The organism is Streptomyces sp. NPDC025833 (assembly GCF_055558055.1).
This window is the reverse complement of the sequence record NZ_JBVHNF010000001.1, coordinates 191,948-211,897: the sequence shown is the minus strand read 5'-3', so window position 1 is coordinate 211,897 and position 19,950 is coordinate 191,948. Positions and strand designations below refer to the sequence as shown.

The 19,950-nt window shown below is 77.1% G+C and carries 1 protein-coding gene; it reads left to right on the top strand.

Going from position 1 to position 19,950, the window contains the following annotated elements:
* The first annotated feature begins 1 nt into the window (after position 1).
* Complete coding sequence (locus tag ACZ4K2_RS00905; RefSeq protein WP_467472797.1) at positions 2–19,882, top strand: non-ribosomal peptide synthase/polyketide synthase; 19,881 nt, start codon at positions 2–4, stop codon at positions 19,880–19,882.
* Positions 19,883–19,950: the final 68 nt, after the last annotated feature.

The window sequence follows — 19,950 nt, the reverse complement described above, 5'->3', positions numbered from 1 at the left end:
CATGACGTCTTCGACCCCTTCGAACCCCTCCGGCCCCGCCCGGCCCTCCCGGCGGGACCGCGCCGAAGCCCTGCCCGAGGAGATGCGCGAGGCGCTGCGGCGGCGGCTCGCCGGACGGACCGCGGGCAAGGCCCCGGCCGCCCGGCAGGGCATCCCGCGCGCCGGCCGGGACCACCCGCTGCCGCTGTCCTTCGCGCAGCAGCGCCTGTGGTTCCTGGACCGGCTGCGGCCCGGCGACGCCCGCTACAACAGCGCGGTCGCGGTCCGCCTCACCGGCACGCCGGACCGCGCGGCCCTGGAGGCGGCCCTCGCCGCCGTCGTCGCCCGCCACGAGGCCCTGCGCACCACCTTCGAGGAGACCGACGGCCGGCCCGCGCAGCGGGTGCACCCGGCCGGCCCGGTGCCGCTGCCGCTGCGGGACACCCACGACCTCGACGCGGACCTCCGCGCCGAGTACGCCCGCCCCTTCGACCTGTCCGCCGGGCCGCTGCTGCGCGCCCTGCTGCTGCGCGAGTCGGACACCTCGCACGTCCTGCTGCTGACGGCCCACCACATCGTCACCGACGGCTGGTCCATGGGGCTGGTCCTGGACGAGCTGTGCACCGCCTACGACGCCCTCGCGCACGGCTCGGCACCCGAACTGCCCCCGGTGGACACGCAGTACCCGGACTTCGCGGTGTGGCAGCGCGAACGGCTCTCCGGAGCCCGCCTCGAACGCGACCTCGCCCACTGGAAGGAGCGGCTGGCCGGCGCCGTGGCCCCCGAGCTGCCCCTGGACCGGCCCCGGCGCGGCGAGGAGGCGGGACGGGGCGCCGTGCACACCTTCACCGTGCCCGCCGGCCTGACCGCGCGCCTGCGCGACCTCGCGCGGGAGCAGCACAGCACCCTGCACACCGCCCTGGTCGCCGCCACCCAGGCCCTGCTGGCCCGCTGGTCCGGCCAGGACGACGTCACCGTCGGCTCCCTCACCCCCGGCCGGTCCCGCACCGACCTCGAACGCACCGTCGGCTTCTTCGTGAACACCGTCGTGCTGCGCACCCCGGTCGACGCCGCCGGGTCCTTCCGCGCGCTGCTGACCAGGGCCGCCGACACGGTGAACGACGCCTTCGCGCACGGCGACACGCCGTTCGAGCGGATCGTGGAGGCGGCGGGTGCCGCCCGCGAGCCGGGCCGCAACCCCCTGTTCGACGTCATGGTGCTGCTGCACCCCGACCCGCCCGCGGCGACCGCCCCGCGCGGGCTCGCCACCACCCCGGTCACCGTGCCCCGGCAGGCGGCCACCTTCGACCTCAGCGTCGAGTTCGTGCCCGACGGACCGGCGCTGACCGGTCTGCTGGAGTACCGCACCGACCTGTTCGACGCCGCCACGGCCGAACGGCTGGCCGGGCAGCTGCTGCGCCTGCTCCAGGGCGCCGTCGACGCCCCCGACCGGCCGCTGGGCACCCTGCCGCTGCTGTCGGGGGAGGAGACGCGGCGCGTCCTGCACGACTGGAACACCCCCGCGCGGCTCCCCGTGGACGACACCCCCCACCCGGTGCTCTTCGAGCGCCGCGCCGCCCGCACCCCCGGCGCCCTCGCCCTGGTCGCGGGCGGCGAACGGCTGGACTACGGCACGCTCGACGCCCGCGCGAACCGGCTCGCCCGGCACCTCATAGCCCAGGGGGCCGGACCCGAGCGCCTGGTCGCGCTGCGGCTGCCGCGCACCGCCGACATGATCGTCGCGATCCTCGCGGTCTGGAAGGCCGGCGCCGGCTACCTGCCGCTGGACCCGGCCCTGCCCGCCGAACGGGTCCGCTTCCTGCTCGACGACGCCCGCCCGGCCCTGGTCCTGGACGAGGCCGCCCTGCGCGCGGTCCCCGCCGACGTTCCCGGCACCGGCCCGCACACCCCGCCGGACCCCGACCACACCGCGTACGTCATCTACACCTCGGGCTCCACCGGCCGCCCCAAGGGCGTCGCCGTGACACACCACTCGGCGTCCCGCCTGCTCGCCGCCCACCGGGCCGGCTTCGTCGCCGAGGCGGGCGGCGGCCCGCTGCGGGTCGCGCTCACCGCGTCGTTCTCCTTCGACACCTCCCTCGAAGGCGTGCTGCTGATGGCCGACGGCCACCCGCTGCACCTGGTCGACGAGGTGACCCGGATGGACCCGGCCGCCCTGGTCGAGTACGTCGTCGAACACCGCGTCGACTTCCTCGACGTCACCCCCTCCTACCTGCGGCAGCTTCTCCCCGCCGGGCTGCTCACCGACCCCCGGCACCGCCCCCGGGTCCTCATGCTGGGCGGCGAGGCGGTGGGCCCCGCGCTCTGGCGCGAGCTGGCCGCCCATCCGGACACGGCCGCGTACAACTTCTACGGCCCCACCGAGTGCACCGTCGACGCCCTGTCCTGCCGCATCGGCGGCGGCGACCGCCCGCTGGTGGGCCGCCCGCTGCCCGGCGTGCGGGCCTACGTCCTCGACGGCCGCCTCCAGCCGGTGCCGCCCGGCGTCGGCGGCGAGCTGTACCTCGCGGGCGCCCAGCTGGCCCGTGGCTACGCCGGCCGGCCCGGCCTGACCGCGGCCCGCTTCCTGCCCGACCCCTACGGGCCGCCCGGCACCCGCATGTACCGCACCGGCGACCTGGCCCGCTGGACCGGCGACGGCAGCCTCGACTACCTGGGGCGCGCCGACGACCAGATCAAGGTGCGCGGCCACCGCATCGAGCCCGGCGAGATCGAGGCCGCCCTGCTCGCGCTGCCCGGCACCGCCGCCGCCGCGGTCGTCGCCGTCCCCGACGCGCACGGCCACACCCGCCTCGCCGCGTACGTCGTCCCCGCGCCCGGCGCGCCCCGGCCCGTCCCGGCCGAGCTGCGCGCGGCCCTGCGCGAGGTCCTGCCGGACGCCCTGGTGCCCTCCTCCTTCACCCCGCTGGAGGCGCTGCCGCTGACCACCAGCGGCAAGCTGGACCGCCGCGCCCTGCCCGCCCCCGACCCCGAAGGCGGCGACGGCGACCGCGAGTTCACCGCCCCGCGCACCCCGGACGAGGAGACCCTCGCCGCCATCTGGGCCGAGGTGCTCGGGGTGGCCCGGGTGGGCGTCACGGACAACTTCTTCGAACTGGGCGGCGACTCGATCCTGAGCATCCAGGCCGTCTCCCGGGCCCGGGCCGCGGGCCTCGGCATCAACTCGCAGGACGTCTTCCGCCACCAGACCGTCGCCGACCTGGCCGCCGCCGCGTCCCGCCGCACCGCCGCCGTCCCCGCGCCCCGCCGCCCGCACGACGACGGGCCCGCCCCGCTCACCCCGGTCCAGGAGTGGTTCTTCGCCACCCACGGGCCGCTCGCCCACTTCAGCATGTCGATGCTGCTCGACCTGCCGTACGACCTCGACGAGCCGGCGCTGGCCCGGGCGCTGGACGCCGTCGTGGCCGGCCACCCGGCGCTGCGGGCGCGCTTCACCCGCACCGCGGACGGCCACCGGCAGCACCCCGGCACCGGCCCGGCCACCGGGCTGCTCACCCGCCACGGCCCCGGGACCCCGCCCGCCGAGGCCGCGGACGCCGCCCGCGCCGCCCTCGACCCGGCCACCGGCGCCCTGCTGCGCGCGGCCCTGCTCACCGGCGACGAGCGGCCGCGGCTGTTCCTCACCGTGCACCACCTCGCGGTCGACAGCGTCTCCTGGCGGGTGCTGCTCGCGGACCTGGAACGCGCCTACCGGCGGGCCGCGGCCGGCGAGGAGCCCCGGCTCGAACCCGAGCACACCCCGTTCGCCGACTGGGCGCGCACCCTGGCCGAACGCGTCCGGGCCGGCGACCTGGACGACGACCTGCCCCACTGGACGCGGGAGGCCGCGCAGCCGCGCACCCCGCTCCCCGTCGACCTCCCCGGCACCCCGCTCGCCGGGTCCGTCCGCACCGTCCGCACCCGGGTGGACCGGGCCACCACCGGGGCACTGCTGCGCAAGGTGCCGGCCGCGTACCGCACCCAGGTCAACGACGTCCTGCTGAGCGCGCTGGGCCGGGTCCTCGCCGACTGGACGGGCGCCGACCGGGTGACCGTCGCCCTGGAGGGCCACGGCCGCGAGGAGGACCTGGCCGACGGCGCCGACCTGTCCCGCACGGTCGGCTGGTTCACCACCCAGTACCCGGTCACCCTGGTCCCGGCCGGCCCGGAGGACTGGGGGGCCACGCTCAAGGCCGTCAAGGAAGGCCTGCGGGCCGTGCCCCGCCGCGGCCTCGGCTACCAGGCCCTGGGCCACCTCGGCTCACCCCGGCCGGAGGCCCGCGCCCTCGGCGAACTGCCGCTGCCCGAGGTCTGCTTCACCTACCACGGACAGTGGGAGGCGCCCGCCGGCGGCGACTTCGCCCCCGTCGCGGACGTCCCCGGCCGGGACATGGACCCCGCCGCCCCGCTGGACCACCTCCTGGACGTGTCCGCCGTCGTCGCCGGCGGCGAACTGGAGATCACCTGGCACTACAGCGACCAGGTGCACCGCCCCGGCACCGTCCGGGCCCTGGCCGACGGCATGGCGCAGGCCCTCGCCGCCATCGCCGAGCACTGCGCCCGCCCCGGCGCGGGCGGCCGCACCCCCTCCGACTTCCCGCTGGCCGGCCTCGACCAGGCGGGTGTGGACCGGCTCGCCGGGGACGGCCGGGACGTGGCCGACCTGCTGCCCCTGACCCCGCTCCAGGAGGGCATGCTCTTCCACCGGCTGGTCGGCGGACCGGACGACGTCTACGTGGACCAGGCCGCGCTGCTGCTGGAGGGCGTCACCGACCCCGACGCCCTGGCGACGGCCTGGCAGCGGGTGACCGACCGCACCCCCGCCCTGCGCACCTCCGTGGTGTGGGAGGGCGTGCCGGTGCCGCTCCAGGTCGTGCACCACCGGGTCACCGTGCCCGTGACCCGGCTCGACTGGCGCGAGACGGACCCGGCGGAACGGGCCGAGCGGCTGGACCGGTTGCGCGCCGAGGACCTCGGGCGCGGCCTGGACCTCGGCACGGCGCCCCTGATGCGGCTCACCCTCGTCCGGCTGCCCGGCGACCGGCTGCACCTGCTGTGGACCTCCCACCACCTGATCCTGGACGGCTGGAGCCTGGCCCAGGTGCTCACCGAGGTGTTCGAGGAGTACACGGCGCTCACCACCGGCGGCACGCCCCGGCCCCCGGCGCGCCGGCCGTTCGGCGACTACGTGCGCTGGCTGGCCGGCCGCGACGGCACCGCCGCGCGGGCGCACTGGGAGGCCGTCCTCGACGGGTTCGCCACCCCCACCCCGCTGCCCGTCGACCGCGTCCGCCCCCCGGGACACGAGACCAGGTCCGCGGCGGTGCACACGGCCGGGCTGTCCGGCGAGGTCTCCGCCCGGCTGGCCCGTACGGCCCGGGCGGCCGGGCTCACCCTCGGCACCGTGGTGCAGGGCGCCTGGGCGCTGCTGCTGTCCCGGTACAGCGCCGAGCCGGACGTCCTGTTCGGCACCACCGTCTCCGGCCGCCCCGACGACCTGCCCGGCGCCGAGTCCATGGTGGGCATGTTCATCAACACGCTGCCCACCCGGGTCCGCGTGGACGGGGGCCGCACCGCCGCCGACTGGCTCGCGGAACTCCAGGCGGACCAGGCCGGGGCACGCCGGTTCGCGGAGGTCTCCCTCGCCGAGCTGACCTCGCTGAGCGACGTGCCCGCCGGCAGCGCCCTGTTCGACAGCATGGTGGCCTTCGAGAACTACCCCTTCGAGCAGTCCGCCGCGGCCGGCTCCGGCATCCGCCTGACGGACGTGTCCGCCCGGGACGCCACCAACTACGCGCTGGTGCTGCGGGCCTACCAGGGCGAGCGGTTCGGCTTCGACCTCGCCTACGACCCCGCGCTGTTCGACGCCGCCACCGCGGCCGACCTCGCCGGCCGGCTGTGCCTGCTGCTCACCGAGCTGGCCGACGACCCGCACCGGCCGCTGCGCTCCCTCGCCCTCACCACCGCCGGGGAACGGCGGCGGATGCTGACCGACTGGAACGGCACCGAGGAGGGCCGGCCCGCCGACACCCTCGACGCGCTCTTCGCCGCCCAGGCCGCGCGCACCCCGCACGCCGAGGCCGTCACCTGCGGCGACGACCGGCTCGACTACGCCGCCCTGGACGCCCGCAGCGCACGGCTCGCCCACCGGCTCACCGAACTCGGCGCCGGGCCCGAGACGTTCGTCGCCCTCGCGCTGCCCCGCTCCACCGACCTCGTCGTGGCCGTCCTCGCCGTCCTGCGCACCGGCGCCGCCTACCTGCCCGTCGACCCGGCCCTGCCCCCGGAACGCGTACGGGACCTGCTCGCGGACGCCGCCCCGGTGGCACTGGTCACCACCACCGCCACCCGCACCGGGACCGGCGTGCCGGTCCTGCTGCTGGACGACCCGGAGGTGCGGGCCGACCTGGCCCGGCGGCCGGTCGCCGGCCCGGCCCGGCGCTCCCTGCCCGAGAACCCCGCCTACGCCATCTTCACCTCCGGCTCCACCGGCCGGCCCAAGGGCGTCGTCGTCCCGCACGCCAACGTGGTCCGGCTGTTCACCCGCACCCGGCACTGGTTCGGCTTCGGCCCCGACGACGTGTGGACGCTGTTCCACTCCTACGCCTTCGACTTCTCGGTGTGGGAGCTGTGGGGCCCGCTGCTGCACGGCGGCCGGCTCGTGATCGTCCCCGACGACACGGCCCGCTCCCCGGAGGACTTCCTGCGCCTGCTCGCCGACGAGCGGGTCACCGTGCTCAACCAGACCCCCTCCGCGTTCTACCCGCTGATCCGCGCGGACGCCGAACGGCCCGACGTGGGCGACCGGCTGGCCCTGCGCACCGTGATCTTCGGCGGCGAGGCGCTGGACGTGGCCCGGCTCGCCGACTGGTACGCCCGCCACCCCGACACCGCGCCCCGCCTGGTGAACATGTACGGCATCACCGAGACCACCGTGCACGTCACCCACGCCGCGCTCGACCGCTCCACGGCCCGCGCGGCCACCGCGAGCCCCATCGGAACCGGCATACCCGACCTGCGGCTCTACGTCCTCGACGACGCGCTCCAGCCGGTGCCGCCCGGCGCGGTCGGCGAACTCTTCGTCGCCGGCGAGGGCTTGGCCCGCGGCTACCTCAACCGGCCCGGACTCACCGCGACCCGGTTCCCCGCCGACCCCTTCGGCCGGCCCGGCACCCGCATGTACCGCACCGGGGACCGGGCCCGCTGGCGGGCCGACGGCACCCTGGAGTACCTGGGCCGCGCCGACCAGCAGGTCAAGATCCGCGGCTACCGCATCGAACCCGGCGAGATCGAGGCCGCCCTGCACCGCCACCCGGGCGTCGCCGCGGCCACGGTCGGCGTGTACGAGGACACCGCCGGGACCCGCCGGCTGGTCGCCCACGTCGTCGGCACCGGGACCGGCGACCGCGCCGCGCCGCCCGCCGCCGAACTCCGCGCCCACCTGGAGGGACTGCTGCCCGCGCACATGGTGCCGGCCGCCTACGTCCCGATGGCCGCGCTGCCCCTCACCGTCAACGGCAAGCTCGACCGGCGCGCCCTGCCCGCGCCCGGCCCCGGCGGCTTCGCCGCCGACGGCACCCGGACCCCGCCGCGCACCCCGGCCGAACGGCTGGTCGCCGCCGCCTGGACGGACGTCCTGGACACCGGCGAGGTCGGCGCCGACGACGACTTCTTCGCGCTCGGCGGCGACTCCATCCTCGCCGTCCGCGTCACCTCCCGGCTGCGCGCCGCCTTCGGCACGGACGTCTCGCCCCGGCTGCTGTTCACCCACCCCACGCTGTCCGGCCTCGCGGCCGCGCTCGGCGAGCCCCGCTCCGGCGACGGCGCCGCGACCATCCCGGCCGCCCCCGGCGACGGCCCGGCGCCCCTGTCGTACGCCCAGCAGCGGCTGTGGTTCCTCGACCGGTTCGAACCGGGCAGCACCGAGTACACCACCCTGTCGGTGCTGCGGCTGCGCGGTCCGCTGGACACCGCCGCCCTCGGCACCGCCCTGGACGGACTGGTCGCCCGGCACCCGGCCCTGCGCACCACCTTCGCCGAGCACGACGGCCAGGCACACCAGGTCGTCGGACCGCCGCGGCCCGTGGACCTCCCGGTGACCGGCCTCCCGGACGAGGCCGCGCTGGACGGCTTCCTCCAGCAGGCGGCCGCCACCCCGTTCGACCTCACCACCGGCCCCCTGCTGCGGGCCCGCCTCGCCCGGCTCGGCCCGGACGAGCACGTCCTGGTCCTGGCCGTCCACCACATCGTCACCGACGGCTGGTCGGTCGGCGTCCTCGCCCGCGACCTCGGCGAGCTGTACACGGCGGCCCTGGAGAACCGCGGCGCGCGGCTGCCCGCACTGCCCGTCCGGTACACCGACTACGCGGCCTGGCAGCGCTCCCGCGCCGACCGCGCCGAGGCCGAACTCGCGCACTGGCGGCGCGCCCTGGACGGGGTGGTCCCGCTGGAGCTGCCCACCGACCGGCCGCGGCCGGCCGTCCGCGGCCGCGACGGCGCCCTGGTGACGTTCACCCTGCCCGCCGGGCTGACCGAGCGGCTGCGCGCACGCGGCCGGGAGGCCGACGCCACCCTGTACATGACCCTGGTGACGGCCTGCCAGGTGCTGCTCGCCCGCTGGGCCGGCCAGGAGGACGTCACCGTCGGCACCGTCACCGCCGGCCGGGAGCGGCCCGAACTGCACGACGTCGTCGGCATGTTCGTCAACACCCTGGTGCTGCGCGCCCGGGTCCGGCCCGACCTGCCCTTCCGCGACCTGCTGGCCGAGGTGCGCGCGGGCGTCCTGGACGCGTTCGCGCACCAGGAGGTGCCCTTCGAGCGCGTGGTGGACGCCGTCCAGCCCGAACGGGACACCAGCCGCACCCCGCTCTTCCAGGTCATGGTCGCCCTGCACAACCTCGGCGCGGAGCCGCCCGAGCTGCCCGGCCTGGCGGTGGAACCGGTGACCCCGCCGGTCCGGAACGCCACCTTCGACCTCGCCTTCGACTTCATCACCGGCGACGACGGCCTCACCGGCTACCTGGAGTACGACACCGGCCTGTTCGACGCCGACACCGCCGAACGCCTCGCCGCCCGGCTCCGGGTCCTGCTGGAGGCCGCCGCCGAGGACCCCGGGCGGCCCGTGGGCACGCTGCCGCTGATGACCGACGACGAACGCCGGCAGGTGCTCCGCCACGGCCGGGGCGCCCTGCTGCCCGAGCCCGGCACCACCTTCCCCGCCCTGTTCGAGGCGCAGGCCGCCCGCACCCCGGACCGCACGGCACTCGCCGCCCGCGACACCACCCTCGACTTCGCCGCGCTGAACCGGCGGGCCAACCGGCTCGCCCACCACCTCGCCGCCCGCGGCGCCGGACCCGAGGACGTGGTCGCCGTACGGCTCCCGCGCACCTCCGACCTGGTGGTGGCGCTCCTCGGAGTCCTCAAGGCGGGCGCCGCGCTGCTCTGCCTCGACCCCGGCCTCCCGCCGGAGCGCGCCGACCTCCTCCTCGCCGACGCCCGGCCGCACACCCTGCTGACCGACCTCGGCGCGGTGCCCTGGGACCGGCTGCCCGACCACGACCCGTCCGACGCCGACCGCGTCCGCCCCCTGCTGCCCGGACACACCGCGTACATCGTCTACACCTCCGGCTCCACCGGCCGCCCCAAGGGCGTCGCCGTCGAGCACCGGCAGCTCGTCAACCTCTGCCACGACCACCGCACCGGCCTGCTCGCCCCGCACACCGGCGGCGGACGGCGGCTGCGGGCCGCGCTGAGCGCCTCCTTCTCCTTCGACACCTCGTGGGAGGGCCCGCTGCTCCTCGCCCTCGGCCACGAGGTCCACCTGATCGACGAGGACGTCCGGTTGGACCCGGAGGCGTTCTGCGCCCGGATCGCCCGGGACCGCCTCGACCTGGTGAACGTCACCCCGACCTTCCTGCGCGAACTGACCTCGGCCGGACTGCTCGCCCCCGGCCGCCACCACCCGCGCCTGCTGCTCGTCGGCGGCGAGGCCGTCACCCCCGCCGACTGGCGCGACCTCGTGCGCGCCGACCGGGAGCTGGGCGTGGCCGTGTACAACATGTACGGGCCCACCGAGACCACCGTCGACGCCGTCTACGGCCGCTGCGCCGACCGGCCCGACCGGCCCGTCATCGGCCGCCCCGGCGGCAACCTGCGCGCCTACGTGCTCGACGGCGCCCTGCGCCCGGTGCCGCCCGGGGTGCCCGGCGAGCTGTACCTGGCCGGGGCGCAGGTGGCCCGCGGCTACCTGAACCGGCCGGGCCTGACCGCCGCCCGCTTCCTCGCCGACCCGTTCGGGGTGCCGGGGGAGCGGATGTACCGCACCGGGGACCGCGCCCGCTGGGACCGGGACGGGCTGCTGGAGTTCCTCGGCCGGGTGGACGAACAGGTCAAGATCCGCGGGTTCCGCATCGAGCCCGGCGAGGTGGAGGCCGCCCTCCTGGAGCACCCGGACGTCGCCGACGCCGCCGTCGCCGCCCGGGAGCACGCGGGCCGGCTCATGCTCGTCGGCTATGTGGTGCCCGCCCCCGGCCGCACCCCGTCCGCCGACGCCCTGCGCCTCGCGCTGCGCCGCACCCTGCCCGACCACATGGTGCCCGCCGCGTTCGTCCCGCTCGCCCGCATCCCCCGCACCACCAGCGGCAAGACCGACCGCCGCGCCCTGCCCGCCCCGCCGGCGCAGCCCGACAGCACCACCCCCTACGTCGCCCCCCGGCCCGGCACGGAGGAACGCCTGGCCGAGATCTGGGCGCAGGTGCTGGGCGCCGAACGCGTCGGCGCCCGCGACAACTTCTTCGCGCTCGGCGGCGACTCCATCCTCAGCATCCAGATCGTCTCCCGCGCCCGGCAGGCCGGACTCGCCCTCACCACCAAGGACGTCTTCCGCCACCAGACGGTCGCCGAACTCGCCCTGAGCGTCCGCGAGTCGGCGCCGGGCACCCGCACCGCCGACGACACCGAGCCCGCCGAGGCGCCGCTCACCCCGATCCAGCACTGGTACCTGGACGGCCGCGACCCCGCGCGCGGACTGCGCTTCTCCATGACCCAGCGCCTGGAACTGGCCCCGGACACCGGCGCGCAGGCGCTCCGGGACGCCACCGACGCCGTCGTACGGCATCACGCCGCCCTGCGCACCCGGTTCCGCCGCACCGCCGACGGCTGGCGCCAGGACGTGCTGCCCGAGGCGCCGGACGGCGTCTTCACCCGGCACGACCTCTCCGGCCTCGACGACACGGCGCTGGAGGCCGAGGCCCAGCGGCTCACGGACCGGGCGCAGGCCGCCCTCGACCCCGCGACCGGCCGGGTCGTCCGCGTCCTGTTCCTCGACCGCGGCCCGGACCGCGCGGGCCAGCTCGTCGTCACCGCGCACCACCTGGTGATCGACGGCGTCTCCTGGCGCATCCTGCTGGCGGACCTGGAGAGCGCCCACCGCGCGGCGGCGGCCGGCCGCCCCGCCGGGCTGCCCGCCACCGGCACCTCCTACCTGCGGTGGGCGGACCGGCTCGACCGGCACACCCGCGCGGGCGCCCTCGACGCCGACCTGGCGTACTGGACGCGCGCCACCCGGACCCCGGCCGCGCTGCCCGCCGGCCGGCCCGGCCCGAACACCCACGGCACCGCCGCCACCCTCACGGTCACCCTGGACGCCGGCACCACCGACGCCCTGCTGCGCGCGGTCCCGGAGACCTACCGCACCCAGGTCAACGACGTCCTGCTCAGTGCCCTCGGCCGCACCCTGGCCCGCTGGTGCGGACGCGACCGGATCCTGCTCGGCGTGGAGGGCCACGGCCGCGAGGACCTGTTCGAGGACGTCGACCTGTCACGGACCGTCGGCTGGTTCACCGCCGAGTTCCCGCTCGCCCTGCGCACCGACCCGGACGCCGGCTGGCACGACACCCTCCGCTCGGTCAAGGAGCAGCTCCGCGAGGTGCCGCTGCGCGGGTTCAGCCACGGCGCCCTGCGCCACCTCGTGCCCGGCAGCCCGCTCGCCGGGGCACCGGCCCCGCAGGTCGGCTTCAACTACCACGGCCAGTGGGACACGGGCGACGGCGGCGCGGGCCTGATCCGCGGCTCCCTGCCGCCCGCCGGCCGGGACACCGACCCCGACGAGACCCGCCCCTACCTGCTCGACGTCACCGGCGTGGTCCAGCAGGGCCGGCTCGAACTCGGCTGGACCTACCCGGCGGAGATCTACGACGAGGACACCGTCCGCCGGCTCGCCGAGGAGACCCTGACCGCCCTGCGGGAGATCGTGGCCCACTGCGCCCGCCCCGGCGCGGGCGGCCGCACCCCCTCCGACTTCCCCCTGGCCGGACTCGGCCAGGACGCGCTGGACCGGCTCGTCGGCACCGGCCGGCACATCGAGGACGTCCTGCCGCTCACCCCGCTCCAGTCCGGCATGCTCTTCCACGGCCTGGTGGACACCGAGCACGCCTACTTCGACCGCACCGCCGTACGGCTGTCCGGGGTGGCCGACCCGCACGCCTTCGCCGCGGCCTGGCAGCAGGTCGCCGACCGCACCCCGGCCCTGCGCACCAGCGTCCACTGGCACGGCCTGCCCCACCCGGTGCAACTCGTCCACCATCACGCCGAACTGCCCGTCACCCACCTCGACTGGCGCGCCCTGACCCCGGACCGGCGCGCGGAGGCCACCGAACGGCTGCTCGCCGAGGACCGCGAGGCCGGCCTGGACCTCGGCACCGCGCCGCTCACCCGGCTCACCCTGGCCGCCCTGCCCGGCGACGAGGTGCTGCTGGTGTGGTCCACCCACCACATCGTCCTCGACGGCTGGAGCACCGGACAGCTGCTCACCGAGGTCTGCGAACGCTACGCGGCGCTCACCGGCGGCCCCGACCCGGCGCCGCCGGCCCGCCGCCCCTTCGCGGACTTCCTGCACTGGCTGGGCGCCCAGGACGAGACGGCGGCCGAACGGCACTGGGCCGAGGCGCTCGCCGGCTTCACCGCCCGCACCCCGCTGCCGTACGACCGCACCCCCGCCGAGGCCCACCGCGCCCGCTCCGCCGCGGCCGTCCACCACGAGCTGGACCCGGAGGTGTCCCGGCGGCTGCGGGAGACCGCCGCCCGCGCCGGACTCACCGTCAACACCGTGGTCGAGGGCGCCTGGGCCCTGCTGCTGGCCCGCTCCGGCGGCCGGGACGACGTGGTGTTCGGCACCACCGTCTCCGGCCGCCCCGCCGAACTGCCCGGCGTCGAGGGCATGATCGGCATGTTCATCAACACCGTGCCGACCCGGGTCCGCGTCCCCGCCGGACCGGTGCTGCCCTGGCTGCGCGGGCTCCAGGAACGGCAGGCCGACGCCCGGCGCTTCGACTTCCTCGCCCTGCCCCGCATCCAGGCGGCGAGCGAGGTCCCCGCCGGGGAGGCGCTGTTCGACAGCATGGTGGTGTTCGAGAACTACCCCGTCGACGAGTCGGCCACCGCCCGCACGGGCGTCCGGGTCGAGGAGGTCCGCGCCGACGACGCCACCACCTTCCCCTGGTGCCTGCGCGCCCACCTGGCCGACCGGCTCGGTTTCGACCTGGCCTACGACTCCGCCCTGTTCGACCCCGGCACCGCGCGGCGGGCCGCCGACCGGTTGGCCGCCCTGCTCACCGCCCTCGCCGACGGGTTCGACGCCGACCTCGCGGACCTGGACCTGCTCACCGCGGCCGACCGCGAACTGCTGGCCGGCTGGAACACCACCGCCCGCCGGACGGCCCCGCGCAGCCCCGTGGACCTGTTCGCCGAGCAGGCCCGCCGCACCCCGGACGCGCCCGCCGTCCGCGACGGCGACCGCGAACTCACCTACCGCGAGCTCCACGACTGGGCCGGCGCACTGGCCCGGCGCCTGCGGGACGGCGGGCTGGCCCCCGAGGACCGGGTGGCGCTCCTGCTGGACCGCTCCGCCGAACTCGTCGTCGCCGAACTCGCGGTGCTGACGGCCGGCGGCGCCTACGTCCCCGTGGACACCCGCGCCCCCGAGGAGCGCCGCCGCACCCTGCTCGCCCAGGCCGGCGCCACGACCGTCCTCACCGCCGCCGACGTGGCCGCCGCCCGCCCCGGGCAGGAGGACACCGGGACCGCGGAGCCGGCGGCCGCCGACCCGGACCGGCTGGCCTACGTGATGTTCACCTCCGGCTCCACCGGCCTGCCCAAGGCCGTCGCCGTACGGCACCGGGACGTGGCCGCGCTGGCCACCGACAGCCGGTTCACCGGCGACGTGTGCGCACGGGTGCTGCTGCACTCCCCGGTGGCCTTCGATGCCGCCACCTTCGAGGTGTGGGCACCGCTCCTCAACGGCGGATGCGTCCTCGTGGCCCCCGGCGACGGAGTCGACGCGGCCCTGCTGCGCCGGCCGGCCGGCCCGGACCGGCCGACCGCGCTGTGGCTCACCGCCGGGCTGTTCCGGCTGCTCGCCCAGGACGCGCCCGACTGCTTCCGGGGCCTCGCCCAGGTGTGGACCGGCGGCGACGTCGTCCCCGCCCCGGCCGTGCGCCGGGTGCTCGCCGCCTGCCCGGGCCTGACCGTCGTGGACGGCTACGGGCCCACCGAGACCACCACCTTCGCCACCTCCCACGCCCTCGCCGACCCGGCGGCGGTACCCGGCACCGTGCCCATCGGACGCCCGCTGGACGACATGCGGGTCCACGTCCTCGACGCCCGGCTGCGGCCCGTGCCGCCCGGCTGCCCGGGCGAGCTGTACCTGGCCGGCGAGGGCGTCGCCCGCGGCTACCTGGGCCGACCCGGCGACACCGCGGCCCGCTTCCTCGCCGACCCCCTCGGCCCGCCCGGCACCCGGATGTACCGCACGGGCGACCTGGCCCGGCGGCGGCCGGACGGCACCGTGGAGTTCCTCGGCCGCGCCGACGACCAGGTGAAGATCCGGGGCTTCCGGGTGGAGCCCGGCGAGGTCGAGGCCGCGCTCGCCGCCCACCCGGACGTCGTGGACGTCGCCGTCCTGGCCCGCGAGGACCGGCCGGGCGCCAAACGGCTCGTCGCCTACGTCGTCGGACCGGCGGGCACCGACGAGGAGGGGCTGCGCGCCTTCGCCGCCCGCACCCTGCCCGACTACCTCGTCCCCACCGCCTTCGTCGCGCTCGCCGCCCTCCCGCTCAGTCGCAACGGCAAGGTCGACCGCGCCGCCCTGCCCGCACCGGACGCCGAGTCCCGGCGCCCGCGGGTCGGACCCCGCACCGAGGCCGAGCGCCGCACCGCCGCCGTCTTCGCGGAGGTGCTGGGCAGCGAACCGCCCGGCGTGGAGGACGACTTCTTCCAGCTCGGCGGCGACTCCATCCTCAGCATCCGGCTCGCCTCGCGCCTCGCGGAGGCCTTCGACGCCGACGTCACCCCGCGCGCGGTGTTCACCCACCCCACACCGGCCTCGCTGGCCCGGCTGTTCGGCGACCGGCAGGGCTCCGGCCGCCCGGCGCTCGTCCCGGTCGCCCGCGACGCGGTCGCACCGATGTCCCACGCCCAGCAACGCCTCTGGTTCCTACAGGAGTTCGAACCCGACGGCGCCGAGTACACCACCGCGCTCGCCCTGCGGCTGCACGGCCCCCTGGACACCGGCGTGCTGCGCGCCGCCCTCGACGCCGTGGTCGCCCGGCACGAGTCCCTGCGCACCACCTTCGACAGCGTGGACGGCCACGGCGTCCAGATCGTCCACCCGCCGCACGACGTCCCGCTGCCCGTGCGAGACCTGTCCCCGCTGCCGGACGCCGACCGCGGGACGGCGCTGCGCCGCCTGCTCGCCGAGGACCGCGCCCGCCCCTTCGACCTGCGCGAGGGCCCGCTGCTGCGGGCCGCCCTGGTCCGGCTCGCCGACGACGACCACGTGCTCGGCCTCACCCTGCACCACATCGTCACCGACGGCTGGTCCACCTCCGTCCTGCTCGGCGACCTCGCCCACCACTACCGCGCCGGACTCGGCGCCACGGAACCCCAACTGCCGCCCCTGCCGGTGCAGTACGCCGACTACGCGCACTGGCAGCGCACCACCGGCGACACCGACGCCGACGCCCACCTCGCCTACTGGAAGGAGCGGCTGGCCGACACCGCCCCGCTGGAACTGCCCACCGACCGGCCCCGGCCGCCGGTGCGCACCAGCGCCGGGGCGAGCACCCCGCTGCTGGTCCCCGCCGGCACCGTACGGAGGCTCACCCGGCTCGCCCGTGACCACGGCACCACCCTGTTCACCACCCTCGTCGCCGCCGCCCAGACCTACCTAGCCCGGCTCTCCGGCACCGAGGACATCGCCGTCGGCACCGTCACCGCCGGCCGCGACCGGCCCGAGATCCAGCACCTCGTCGGGTTCTTCGTCAACACCCTGGTGCTGCGCTCCCGGGCCGCCGCGGAGCAGCCGTTCACCGGGTTCCTGCGCACCGTGCGGCAGACCGTGCTCGATGCCTTCGCCCACCAGGACGTGCCGTTCGAGCGGGTCGTGGACGAGGTGCAGCCCGTCCGCGACACCAGCCGCAGCCCCCTCTTCCAGGTCATGGTCGTCCTCCAGAACACCCCGGCCGCCGCACTCGACCTGCCGGGGCTCCAGGTCACCGACGTCGAACCGGACTCCGAGCAGGCCGCGTTCGACCTCACACTGGAGTTCGCCGAGACCGGCTCCGGAGACCTGCACGGCCTGCTCACCTACAACACCGACCTGTTCGACCCGGCCACGGCCGAGCGGATGGCCGGACAGCTCGGCACCCTGCTGCGCGCCGTCGCCGAGGATCCGGACCGCCCGCTCGGCGCCCTGCCGCTGACCTCCTCCGACGAGCAGAAGGCCCTGCTGGAGCAGGGCCGGGGCACCTTCCGCCCGGTCGCCGAGGCCACTCTGCCCGCCCTGTTCGAACGGCAGGCGGCCCGCACCCCGGACGCGGTGGCGCTCGTCGACGGCGACCGGGAACTGACCTACGCGCAGGTGGACCGGGCCGCCAACCGGCTGGCCCACCGGTTGCTGCGCGACGGCGTCGGACCCGAGCGCGTGGTCGCCCTCGCGCTGCCCCGCTCCGCGGCGTCCGTGGTCGCCCAGCTCGCCGTCGCCAAGGCCGGCGGCGCCTTCCTGCCCGTCGACCCCGACTATCCCGGGCCGCGCCGGGAGTTCATGGTCCGGGACGCCGGCGCCCACCTCGTCCTCGGCGATCCGGCCGAGGTCTGGGCCGCCGACGGACCGGACACGGCACCCACGGACGCCGACCGCCCCACCGCGCTCACCCCCGGCCACCCCGCCTACGTCATCTACACCTCCGGCTCCACCGGCACCCCCAAGGGCGTCGTCGTCACCCACCGCGGCCTCGCCTCCTTCGCCGCGGCGGCCGCCGAACGGTACGCGGCGGGCCCCGGCGACCGGGTGCTCCAGTTCGCCTCCCCGAGCTTCGACGCCTCCGTGCTGGAACTGTGCGTCTCGCTGCTCGCCGGGGCCGCGCTGGTCACCGGTGAGGAAGGGCCGCTGGTCGGCGAGAGGCTGGCCGAGGTGCTCGCCGAACGCCGGATCAGCCACACCCTGATCCCCCCGGCGGCACTGGCCACCGTCCCGCCCGGCACGGCCGCCGCCCTGCCCCGCCTGCGCACCCTCATCGTGGGCGCCGAGGCGTGCCCCGCCGACCTCGTCGACACCTGGGCGCCCGGCCGCCGGATGATCAACTCCTACGGGCCCACCGAGGCCACCGTGGTCGCCACCTGGACCGGCCCGCTCACCCCCGGCACCGGCGCCCCGTCCATCGGCCGCCCCTCCGGCGGCACCCGCGTCCGGGTGCTCGACGCCGCCCTGCGCCCCGTACCGCCCGGCGTGACCGGGGAGCTGTACATCGCAGGACCCGGCCTGGCCCGCGGCTACCTGGGCCGGCCGGGACTCACCGCGCAGCGGTTCGTGCCCGACCCGTTCGGCGCGCCGGGGGAGCGGATGTACCGCACCGGGGACCTGGTCCGCTGGACCGCCGACGGCCGGCTCCGGTTCGCCGGACGCGCCGACGACCAGGTCAAGCTGCGCGGCTTCCGGATCGAGCCCGGCGAGATCGAGGGCGCGCTGCGCCGCAGCGAACTCGTGCGGGACGCGGTCGTCGTCGTCCGCCCGGCGGAGGACGGCGGCGCCCCGGCCCGGCTCGTCGCCTACGTCGTCCCCGCGCAGCCGTCCGCCGCCGGGCTGCCCGTCGGCGAACTGCGGCTGCACCTCGCCGGGCTGCTGCCCCCGCACATGGTGCCCGCGCTGTTCGTCCCGCTCGACCGGCTGCCGCTCACCCCGAACGGCAAGACCGACCGGCGGGCCCTGCCCGCACCCGGCCCCGCGCAGACCGCGGACGGCCCGCGGACCGCGCCGCGCACCGACACCGAACGCCGGGTCGCCCGCATCTGGGCCGATGTGCTGGGCATCGCGGAGGTCGGCGCCGACGACAACTTCTTCGCGCTCGGCGGCGACTCCATCCTGAGCATGCAGGTGGTCTCGCGGCTGCGCCGGGACGGTCTGCACGTCGCCACCCGGGACCTGTTCACGCACCAGACCGTCGCCGAACTCGCCACCGTCGTCCGCACCGCGCCCCGCCGGTCCGACGACGGCCCGGTGACCGGCGAGGTGCCGCTCACCCCGATCCAGGAGTGGTTCCTGACCACCCCCCGGGCGGCCCACCACCACTTCAACCAGTCGGCGCTGCTGGAACTCGACGGCAGCCCCGACCCCGCGGCGCTGGACACCGCGCTCGGCGCGCTGCTCGACCACCACGACGCCCTGCGCATGCGGTTCACCCGGGACGAGCACGGCTGGCGGCAGTTCAACCCGCCGCCCGCCGCCGGCCAGGACATCCTCGTCCGGCACGACCTGACCGGGCTGTCCGCCGAGGACGCCGACGCGGCCATGGCGAAGGCCGCCGACGAACTGCACGCCGGCTTCGACCTGGCCCGGGGCCCGCACCTGCGGGCGGCCCTGTTCACCGGCGACCCGGACCGTCCCGCGTTCCTCCTCCTCGTCGCCCACCACCTGGTGGTGGACGCCGTGTCGTGGCGCGTCCTGCGCGACGACCTGGAGACCGCCTACCGGCAGGCCCGCCAGGGCGGCCCGGTGGCGCTGGGGGAGCGCGGCACCAGCTTCCGCGAGTGGTCGCGGCGCCTGGCCGCGCACGTCGCCGACGGCGGCCTCGACGACGAACTGCCCCACTGGGAGCAGGCGGTCAGCGCGGGCACCGGCCCGGCGGACCCGGCACCGGCACCCGCCGCGGGCCCGGCCGCCACGGTCGGGGTGGAACTGGACGAGGAGGACACCACGGCCCTGCTGCGCTCCGCGCCGACCGCGTACCGCACCCGGGTCAACGACGTGCTGCTGGCCGCCCTCGCCCTGGCCCTGGCCCGCTGGACCGGGGACGACCGGGTCCGCTTCGACCTGGAGGGCCACGGCCGCGAGGACCTGCTCGACGGCGTCGACCTCTCGCGCACCGTCGGCTGGTTCACCACCGTCTACCCGGTCGCCGTCCAGGTGCCCGACCCCGGGGGTCTCGGCCCGGACCGCGACTGGAAGTCCCTGGTGAAGTCGGTGCGCCGGCAGTTGCGCGCCGTCCCCGGCAACGGCATCGGCTTCGGCGCGCTGCGCACCTTCGGCCCGCCCGGGGTCCGCGAACGCCTCGGCGGCGCCCGGGCCCACGGTCAGGTGGTCTTCAACTACCTCGGCCAGTGGGACGCCCGCCCCGAGACCGCGGACGGCGGCCTCATCCGCGCCGAACACGGCTCCCTCGGACAGGACCACGACCCCCGCGACCCCGGCTCGCACCCGGTGGAGGTGGTGGGCGCGGTGCAGAACGGCCGGCTCGCCTTCACCTGGCACCACCGGCCCGCCGTCCACGACACGGAGACCGTGCGCCGGGTGGCCGAGGAGTTCGCCGAGGCCCTGCGCCACCTCGCCCGGCACGCCAGGGGAGGCCGGTGAGGACCCGCCGCCCCCGCGAGGCCCCGCGCCGGGCGACGGCCCGGCGCGGCCCCCGCGCCCCCCGCGCC